This window comes from Streptomyces sp. 8K308 (genome assembly GCF_004348315.1).
Lineage (GTDB): Bacteria > Actinomycetota > Actinomycetes > Streptomycetales > Streptomycetaceae > Streptomyces.
In genome coordinates this window covers 1-7,215 of sequence record NZ_SMKC01000351.1, presented here as the reverse complement: position 1 = coordinate 7,215, position 7,215 = coordinate 1, and the positions used below count along the sequence as shown (strand labels likewise).

At 72.7% G+C, this 7,215-nt stretch carries 6 protein-coding genes; 5 read left to right on the top strand and 1 reads right to left on the bottom strand.

Annotation, left to right across the window (positions count from 1 at the left end):
* Positions 1-111 precede the first annotated feature (111 nt).
* On the bottom strand, positions 112-1,383 hold the full coding sequence (locus E1265_RS30815) for a M6 family metalloprotease domain-containing protein (protein ID WP_132934264.1): 1,272 nt from the start codon (positions 1,381-1,383) through the stop codon (positions 112-114).
* Positions 1,384-1,766: 383 nt separating this feature from the next.
* Between E1265_RS30815 and E1265_RS30810 the strand changes: the two genes are divergently transcribed.
* The 5 genes from E1265_RS30810 to pfkB all read left to right on the top strand — a co-directional run.
* On the top strand, positions 1,767-2,780 hold the full coding sequence (locus E1265_RS30810; protein ID WP_132934263.1) for a sigma-70 family RNA polymerase sigma factor: 1,014 nt from the start codon (positions 1,767-1,769) through the stop codon (positions 2,778-2,780).
* A gap of 275 nt (positions 2,781-3,055) precedes the next feature.
* Complete coding sequence (locus tag E1265_RS30805) at positions 3,056-3,697, top strand: TetR/AcrR family transcriptional regulator (protein WP_243741234.1); 642 nt, start codon at positions 3,056-3,058, stop codon at positions 3,695-3,697.
* 166 nt (positions 3,698-3,863) lie between these two features.
* Positions 3,864-5,369 carry an MFS transporter gene (locus tag E1265_RS30800; RefSeq protein ID WP_132934262.1) on the top strand — a complete coding sequence of 502 codons (1,506 nt, stop codon included), beginning with the start codon at positions 3,864-3,866 and terminating at the stop codon, positions 5,367-5,369.
* A 211-nt stretch (positions 5,370-5,580) separates the two neighbouring features.
* Positions 5,581-6,342: a DeoR/GlpR family DNA-binding transcription regulator gene (locus E1265_RS30795; protein ID WP_132934261.1), complete on the top strand. Its 762-nt coding sequence runs from the start codon at positions 5,581-5,583 to the stop codon at positions 6,340-6,342.
* The coding region (gene pfkB, locus E1265_RS30790; protein WP_132934260.1) for a 1-phosphofructokinase at positions 6,339-7,215 on the top strand (877 nt) is incomplete at its 3' end. The genes E1265_RS30795 and pfkB, both read left to right, overlap by 4 nt.

The following is a 7,215-nucleotide window of genomic DNA, read 5'->3' as shown; positions in this document are numbered from 1 at the left end:
CTCCCCGGGCTCTCGCCCCTCCCCCAGCCGGTCGTGGGATGTGCCCCAGGCCGACCGCGGGAGGCGCCCACGCGGCGCTGACCGGCAACCTACCCGCGCCGCGCGGCCACGTCACCAGCGGGTGACGCGTATCCGGTGCCGTCCGGCGTCGTCGGCGTCAAGGACGTGCACGCTGACGCGGGCGTCGCGGTCCCGGAAGGTCTCGCCGGGGACGAAGGGGGCGTCGGTGAGCTCGGCGGTGACCTGGGGGTCGGGCGTGGGTTGGCAGCCGGCGCTGCCGGGGGTGGCGTCGGCGACGCGGACCGGGCCGAGGCCGCTCGCGGTCTCGGTGCTGATCCGGGAGACGAGGACGCCGGGGCGGCAGACGACGTCGTCGAGGCCGCCGGGGGCGCGCACCTCGATGGCGAGCGCCTCGTGCTCGCCGGTGCGTACGGCCACGAGGCGGGTGCCCTCGGTGCCCGGGGTGCCGACGGGGGTGAGGACGTGCTCGGTGGTGGTGGCCTCGGCGACGCAGTCGACCTGGTCGGCGGCGAGCCAGCCGAGCTTCCACTTGTGCCAGGCGAGGAAGTCGTTGCCGGGTCCCCAGTCCTGCTCCATCACGTCCCAGTGGCCGGCGAGGGTGTCGGGGGCGGGCGCGTGATCGGTCCAGTAGAGGTCGGGGAGGCCGAAGACGTGGCCGTTCTCGTGGAGCAGGACCCGGTAGGGGTCGCCCGGCTGGTGGGACCAGATGAAGCTGACGTCGCGCAGCGCGCCGCCGTCTGGCGTGGGGACGAGGTCGCGGCCGGGGAAGGTGACGGACAGCACCTGTTCGGTGGCCGGGGGGCCGGCGTTGGGGGTGGCGAGGACGTTGATCAGGTCATGGTCGCCGAAGCCGGGGAAGTCCGGGTCGTCGGCAAGGGCGTCGACTATCTCGTGGAGCAGGCGGTTGTAGCCCTGGTCATCGTCGGGGCGCCAGCCGGCGCCCCGGTCTATGCCGTAGTCCTCGAAGGGCTGGGACATGCGCAGCCAGCGGTGCACGGGGACAGCGCGGTAGTCGAGGCGCCCGTAGGAACTGGCGGCGAAGTGCTCGGCGGTCTCGGGGAAGAACTCGGCGAACCGTTCGCGGGTGCTGATCTCGGCCTCGGCGTCGGGGAAGTCGATGAAGACGGTGAGGGCCGAGACGGTGCCGGTGGCGTCGGTGAAGCCGGGGGTGGCGCCGATGGTCTCGGTCAGGCCCTCGGCGAGGCCAGTGGGTGCCTCGGGGGCACAGGCGGTGGCCGCGGTGGAGCCGGGCGCCGGGGTTCCGGTCAGCGGGGCGACCGCGGTGCCGGGCGTGCTGCCGAGCAGGAGGGCGATGGACCCGCCGGCGGCTAGCACGGCCCGGCGGCCGGGTATGTGCGGCATGCGTCCACGATGGAGCGCCGAATCGGCCGGGCGCCCGTGGAATGACGCGTTCGGGTGGCGGGTACCCGGAGGGTCCGCGGGGACGGACGGCGAGCGGGGCGAGACGCGGGGCGGAAACGGCGTTCGCGCAACTTTGCGGGGGCGTTGTTCGTCTTGAGGGATGTGGGAGCGATGTCCCACGGGGAGCAGGGGGGCTGGCGCAGTGGGGCAGGGTACTGCATCGCCGAGAAAAAGATGCACCGCTTGGGAATTCTGTCCGGATTCCCGTCGTTGATTCGTTACGGATGCGGGAGGCAAGGGGGCGTCCCCGTCCTGGTCTGACAAGGGACCCCGATGTGAGTGGGTTCGAGTAGGAATTGATCACTTCGCAAGGGAGCACGCGTATGGCAACCCGTGCCGTCGCCCGGCGTTCGGACACCGATGACAGTGTCGAGACGACGGGCAGTGTCCGGTCCAGCGCAGGCAGCGATGCCACGGAGCGCGACCTGGTCGGGATGTACCTGGACGAGATAGCCCGCACCCCGCTGCTCGACGCGGCGAGGGAGGTGGAGCTCTCCCTCGCGATCGAAGCCGGGTTGTACGCGGAGCGCCTTCTCCGGGGCGAGGAGGAGCCGGTCGCCGGCAGCGCCTCGGCCTCGGCCTCCGAGGAGGAGCTGAAGGAGCTCGTCAAGGCGGGTGAGCGCGCCAAGGACGTGTTCATCCGGTCCAACCTGCGTCTGGTCGTGGCGGTCGCGCGGCGGTATCCGCGGAGCGGTCTGCCGCTGCTCGACCTGATCCAGGAGGGCAACGCCGGCCTGGTCCGGGCCGTGGAGAAGTTCGACTACACCAAGGGATTCAAGTTCTCGACGTACGCGACGTGGTGGATCAGGCAGGCCATCACGCGGTCGATAGCCGACCAGTCGCGCACCATCCGGCTGCCCGTCCACCTGGTCGAGGAGCTCGGCCGGATCCGGCGGGTGCAGCGGGAGTTCAACCGCGAGCACGGCCGTGAGCCGGAGCCGGCGGAGGTGGCGAAGGAGCTCGGCTCGACGGCGGAGCGCGTGCAGGACGTGCTGGACTGGGCCCGTGACCCGGTCAGTCTGAACATGTCGGTGGACGACGAGGGTGAGACGCAGTTCGGCGACCTGCTCGAGGACACCTCGGCGGCGACGCCCGAGCAGTCGGTGCTGGTGATGATGCGCCGGGAGGGCCTCGAGGACCTGATCGGCCGGCTCGACGCGCGCACCGCGGCCATCATCAGGGCGCGGTACGGCATCGAGGACGGTCGGGAGCGCACGCTCACCGAGGTGGGCAAGCAGCACGGTCTGACCCGGGAGCGGATCCGCCAGATCGAGAAGCACGCGCTGCTCGAGCTGAAGCGGATGGCGAACGACTCGGGATTCGACGCGGCGGCGTGACGGCGGCCGGTCGGGCCGTCCCCCCGCCAGCGCGCTGACCGACCGAGCAGTGAGAGAGGGACCGTGAGCCTCGGCGCCACGTCGGCGCCGAGGCTTTGTGCTGCGCCGCTCGGCACCGGGCCCGCGGCATGTGACTCAGAACACAGCGACTCGCGAAATATCCGGGGACGCTCTCTCCGTTTTGGACACTGTCCGACTCAACCGGGGACCGGATCCCCGGTTGTTCATCGCGGCGCCGACCGGCGTTCGCGCGACAGGTCCCAGGGAGCGGCATCGTGAGCACCATCGCCACCGCCAAGGCACCTCGGCTCCGTGCCGACGCCATGCGGAACCGCGAGCGCATCCTCGCCGCCGCGCGCGAGTCGTTCGTCCTGCACGGCCTGGACGCGCCCCTGGATGAAATCGCTCGACGCGCCGGCGTCGGCAATGCCACGCTGTACCGCCACTTTCCCGATCGGAAGACACTCCTCCTCCATGTATTGCTCTACGTGAAGCAACAGCTCGTCGACCGCGCCGAGGCGGCCATGGCCGCGGAGCACGATCCGTTCGAGACCCTCTCCACCCTCGTCCTCAGCGCCGCGCGGGAGCGCATCGGCGGGCTCTGCCCGCTGATCGCCGGCCACCTCGACAAGGAGGACCCGCGCCTGCTCGAGAGCCAGCGGCAGATGCGGGAGATCACCGAGCGGGTGATCTCCCGGGCACACGCCTCGGGCCAGCTGCGCCGCGACGTGGGCGCCGGGGACGTGCTGATCGCGATCGGCCGCCTGACGCTCCCGCTGCCCGGCACCTGCGGAGGCAGCGAGGACCTGGCCCTGCGCCACCTGCAGATCTTCCTCGACGGCCTGCGCACGCCAGCACGCAGCGTGCTGCCCGGCCGAGCGAGGCACTTCGAGGACCTCAAGGACGAGCTCCGCTGACCGGCCCCCCGGGCCGCCCCTGACCACCGACGCACCGCCGCGCCGAAGCGGCGATGACTTCTCCCTCCCACGCGGGTCTGTCTCCACGCAGGCACACCCTCGGGACCCATTTGCGCCCCTAAATCAGCCCAAGCGATCAGCCCGACAACGTGAGGTAACCACCCTTATGCCACCGGAATCCGCCGTCAGCCAGGCTGCCGGCGCCCTCGACCCCAGGCGCTGGAAGGCGCTGATATTCATCGCCATAGCCCAGCTGATGGTCGTGCTGGACGGCACCATCGTGAACATCGCGCTGCCCTCGGCCCAGCAGGATCTCGACATCAGCCAGGCCAACACGCAGTGGGTGATCACCGCCTACGCCCTCGCCTTCGGCGGACTGCTGCTCTTCGGTGGCCGGGTGGCCGACCTGTGGGGCCGGCAGCGCGCCTTCGCGATCGGCCTGATCGGCTTCGCGCTCGCCTCCGCGCTCGGTGGCGCCGCGACCAGCCAGGCCATGCTCTTCGGCTCCCGCGCCCTGCAGGGCGTCTTCGGCGCGCTGCTCGCGCCCGCCGCGCTCTCGCTGCTGACCGTGCTGTTCACCGACGCCAAGGAGCGCGCCAAGGCGTTCGGCGTCTACGGCGCCATCGCCGGTGCCGGCGCGGCCATCGGCCTGCTGCTCGGCGGCACGCTCACCGAGTACCTGGACTGGCGCTGGACCTTCTACGTGAACATCCCGTTCGCCGTGGTCGCCGCCGCCGGTGCCATGCTGGTGATCCGCGAGCCCGAGTCGGCCCGCAACCACTCGCGCCTCGACATCCCCGGCGTCATCCTCGCCTCGACCGGTCTGGTGGCCCTGGTCTACGGGTTCACCCGGGCCGAGCACGAGGGCTGGGGCGAGAGCCTGACCGTGACGATGTTCGTCGCCGCCGCCGTGCTGCTCGCGCTGTTCGCCCTCGTCGAGTCCCGTGTCAAGGCCCCGCTGCTGCCGCTGCGGGTCATCACCGACCGGAACCGGGGCGGCGCGTACCTCGCGCTCGGCCTGGCGATCATCGGGATGTTCGGCCTGTTCCTGTTCCTGACCTACTACCTCCAGGTGGTCCGCGGGTACTCGCCGGTCAGGACCGGTTTCGCGTTCCTGCCGATGGTGGTCGGCATGATCATCGGCTCGACGCAGATCGGCGCGCGGCTGGTCACCCGGGTGGCCCCGCGCAACCTGATGGTGCCCGGCCTGCTCACCGCCTCGCTCGGCATGCTGCTGCTGACCCAGCTCAGCCTGGACAGCTCCTACGCGGGCCTGCTGATGCCGGCCATGCTGCTGCTCGGCCTCGGCATGGGCACCTCGTTCATGCCGGCCATGAGCCTGTCCACGACGGGCGTGCGGCCGACCGACGCGGGCGTGGCCTCGGCCATGGTGAACGTGTCGCAGCAGGTGGGCGGCGCGATCGGCATCGCCGCGCTGAACACCGTCGCGACCAGCGCCACCACGTCGTACGCCGAGGAGCACGGCGTGCTCCCGATCGACCCGGCCGCCATGGTGGAGGGCTTCACCTCGGCGATCTGGTGGGCCTTCGGGATCCTGGTGGCCGCCGCCGTGGTCGCCGGGCTGCTGATCAACAACAGGGGCCCGCAGGCGCGGCCCGAGGGAGGGAAGGGTCTCGGCGAGGCGGAGCCGGTCCCGGTGCTCGCGCACTGAGCCTCGCCTCCTCCCCGCTCCCTACCGGCCCCCGCGGCGATCGCCGCGGGGGCCGGTCCGCGTTCGCGGACGGCCGTCGGCGCCGTCGGCCCGAGACGACCGAGCCCATTTGCGCCCAGACAGTTTCCGGATCTGTTTACTTCGCTGCGCCTCGGGCGTAACATCCGAGCCAAACCACAGATATCTGGGCATAGGACGGGCAGAAACACAGATGTACGCACCCGAGCGGCAGCAGGCGATCCTCCGGCTCGCCAGGGAGCGCGGCCGGGCTGAGGTCCTCGCCCTCGCCGACGAGTTCCAGGTCACCGCCGAGACGATCAGGCGCGACCTGAAGACCCTGGTCAAGGCCGGCGTGCTGCGCCGGGTCCACGGCGGTGCCATCCCCGTCGGCCGGCTCGACTTCGAGCCCGACCTCACCGAGCGCGAGGCCACCGCCGTCGCCGAGAAGGAGCGCATCGCCCAGGCCGCACTCGCCGAGCTGCCCGACGAGGGCAGCGTGATCCTCGACGCCGGCACCACCACGGCCGCGCTGGCCGCCGCCCTGCCGCTGGACGCCGCCCTCACCGTCGTCACCCACGCGCTGCCGCTGGCCGCCAGGCTCGCCGACCACCCCGGCATCGAGCTGCACGTGGTCGGCGGCCGGGTCAGGCACCGCACCAGGGCCGCCGTCGACGCCTGGGCGCTGCGCACCTACGGCGAGATCACCGCCGACGTCCTCTTCCTCGCCACCAACGGCTTCGGCCCCGACTCAGGGCTCACCACCCCCGACCTCGCCGAGGCCGCGGTCAAGCGGGCGCTGATCGGCGCCGCCCGCCGCGTCGTGCTGCTCGCCGACTCCCGGAAGCTCGGCCAGGAACACTTCGCCAGGTTCGGTGCGCTGCGCCAGGTGGACGTACTGGTCACCGACACCGGCCTCGGGGACGCGGAGGCCCGCGCCATCGAGGCCGCCGGCACGGAGGTGCGGCGCGCGTGATCCTCACCGTCACCCCCAACCCGAGCCTGGACCGCGCCTACGAGATCCCGGCGCTGGAGCGCGGCGCCGTGCTGCGGGCCGGCGGCGACCGCGTCGACCCGGGCGGCAAGGGCGTCAACGTCTCGCGCGCGGTGGCGGCGGCCGGCCACCGCACCACCGCCGTCATGCCACTCGGCGGCCCGGAGGGCGCGCTGCTCGAACGGCTGCTGACCAACCAGGGCATCGACGTCGCCGCCGTGCAGGTCACCGGCCGCACCCGCGTGAACGTCTCGGCCGTCGAACCGGACGGCACCCTCACCAAGCTGAACGCGGCGGGCCCCGAGCTGACCGCCGCGGAGAGCGAGGCGCTGCTCGAGGCCGCCGGCGAACACGCGGCCGCCGCCTCCTGGACCGCCTGCTGCGGCAGCCTGCCACGCGGCCTCGACGACGGCTGGTACGCGCGGCTCGTCGCGCGCACCCACCGCGCCGGCGCCCGGATCGCGCTGGACACCTCGGGACCCGCCCTGCTGCGGGCGCTCACCGAGCGGCCCGACGTCATCAAGCCCAACGCGGAGGAGCTGGCCGCCGCGGTCGGCCGCAGCCTCGCCACGGTCGGCGAGGCCGCCAAGGCCGCGGAGGAGCTCCGGGCCGCGGGTGCGCGCGCCGTGCTGGCCAGCCTCGGCGCGGCCGGCCAGCTCCTGGTGGACGACACCGGGCTGTACTTCGGGACCGCGCCCGTCGCCGCCGTGCGCAGCGACGTCGGCGCCGGGGACGCGTCCCTCGCCGGCTTCCTGACCTCGGGCGGCCGCGGCCCAGCGGCGCTGGCCGCCGCCCTCGCGCACGGCGCCGCCGCCGTGCAGCTGCCGGGCAGTTCCATGCCCACCCCCGCCGACC